The organism is Streptomyces palmae (assembly GCF_004684805.1).
Classification (GTDB): Bacteria; Actinomycetota; Actinomycetes; order Streptomycetales; family Streptomycetaceae; genus Streptomyces; species Streptomyces palmae.
Map to the genome: position 1 here is coordinate 1 of NZ_SRID01000634.1, position 1,832 is coordinate 1,832.

General features: G+C 77.0%; 1 protein-coding gene and 1 pseudogene. Both read right to left on the reverse strand.

Translation table 11 applies throughout. The features are described 5' to 3' along the window. A pseudogene (locus E4099_RS31690) lies at nucleotides 1-361 on the reverse strand (hypothetical protein); the annotation flags it as partial. A 97-nt stretch (nucleotides 362-458) separates the two neighbouring features. Continuing rightward, complete coding sequence (alr, locus tag E4099_RS31695) at nucleotides 459-1,628, reverse strand: alanine racemase (protein ID WP_135342540.1); 1,170 nt, start codon at nucleotides 1,626-1,628, stop codon at nucleotides 459-461. Nucleotides 1,629-1,832: the final 204 nt, after the last annotated feature.

Below are 1,832 nucleotides of genomic sequence, written 5' to 3' on the forward strand. Positions count from 1 at the left end.
GGGAGGGGGCGGGCGGTTCGGCCGCCGCCTCGTCGACCTCGTAGTACAACTCGGTGCCGTCGTCGGCGATCGCGTACCCGGGGGTGCCGCGCAGGGTGCCGAACGGGGCCGTCGCGTCCAGGGCCAGGCGTGCCTTGCGGCGCACCGAACGGCTGACGGTCAACCGCTCCAGGGCCACTCCGGCCGCGGCCCCGGCGGCGATCACCCCGATCGCCGCACCGGCCACCCCGGCCCCGCGGCGCCAGCCGCCACCGCCCGCTCCGGCGGCCGTCGTCCCGGTGGCACCGGCCGCCGCGGAGAGCGCGGTGACCGCGGACACGGTCGCCTCGGTCGCGGCCGAGGCCGCCGTGCTCTTGCCCATCCTCAGCCCCCGTGTGTCGGTTCCGCCAGTGCCTGCGCCTCATGATGCCGGTGCCCACTGGCGGCGCCCGGTACCCGCCGAGGGCGGTCGGGGGCGGCTACTCGCCCACGTAGACGCGCGGGACGCGGGTGCCGATCCGGGTGACGATCTCGTACGCGATGGTGCCGACGGCCTGGGCCCAGTCCTCGGCGGTCGGCTCGCCCCGGTCGCCCGGCCCGAACAGCACCGCCTCGTCGCCGACCCGGGCGGTGTCCTCGCCCAGGTCGACCACGAACTGGTCCATCGCCACCCGGCCGGCGACGGTCCGCCACTTGCCGGCCACCAGCACCGGGCCGCTGCCGGAGGCGTGCCGGGGGATGCCGTCCGCGTAGCCGACCGGGACCAGCGCCAGGGTGGTCTCGCCCGGGGTCAGGTAGTGGTGGCCGTAGCTGACGCCGTGCCCGCCGGGCACCTGCTTGACCAGGGCCAGCGTGGCGGCGAGGGTCATCACCGGGCGCAGCCCGAAGTCGGCCGGGGTGCCCAGCTCGGGGCTGGGCGAGATCCCGTACATCCCGATGCCGGTCCGCACCAGGTCGAAGTGGCTGTCCGGCAGGGTGAGGGTCGCCGGGGAGTTGGCGATGTGCCGGACCTCGGGTTCCGCGCCCTGCGCCTCGGCGTGGCCGACCATCTCCCGGAAGGCGCTGAGCTGCGCGGCGATGGAGGGGTGGCCGGGCTCGTCGGCGCAGGCGAAGTGCGACCACAGGCCGACGATCCGCACCGTGCCCTCGGCCTCGGCGGCACGGGCCGCGGCGACCAGCTCGGACCAGTCGGCGGGCTGGCAGCCGTTGCGGCCGAGGCCGGTGTCCGCCTTGAGGTGGATCCGCGCCGGGCGGCCCGCGGCCCGGGCCGCGGCGGTGGCCTCGCGCAGTGCCCACAGCCCGCTCACCGAGACGTCGATGTCCGCCTCGACCGCCTCGCGCCAGGGTCCGCCGGGGGTCCACAGCCAGCACATCACCCGGCCCTGGTCACCGGCGGCACGCAGCGCCAGCGCCTCTTCCGGGGTGGCGGTGCCCAGCCAGCTCGCCCCGGCCGCGCGGGCCGTACGGGCGCAGCGCACCGCGCCGTGGCCGTACGCGTCCGACTTGACCACGGCCATCAGCTCGGCCCGTGGCGCCCGCTGCCGCAGCGCGTGCACATTGGCCCGCAACGCGGCCAGATCGATCTCGGCACGGGCACGCATCAGCGGTCCGGCAGGGGCGGAGGACGTACTTCCGGAAATCGCAGTCATCCCCGTCAGTCTCTCAGGGACCGCCGCCCGCTCGCCGCAGGGTCCGCATTCCGGGCAGATATCCCGGGGGTCCGGACCCCGCACCCACCATAGGCGGCTGCCGTGTCCGGCCCGATCGGGACGGACGCGGCGGCCTCGGTCCGGCCGCCCCCGCCCGCCGTGTCCGGCCCCGGCGGGCCAGGGGACCGACCCGTCGGCCAGGCC

Bases quoted from the DNA above. Each gene is read 5' to 3' on its own strand.
- alr (WP_135342540.1), bottom strand. From the start codon at position 1,628: ATGACTGCGATTTCCGGAAGTACGTCCTCCGCCCCTGCCGGACCGCTG.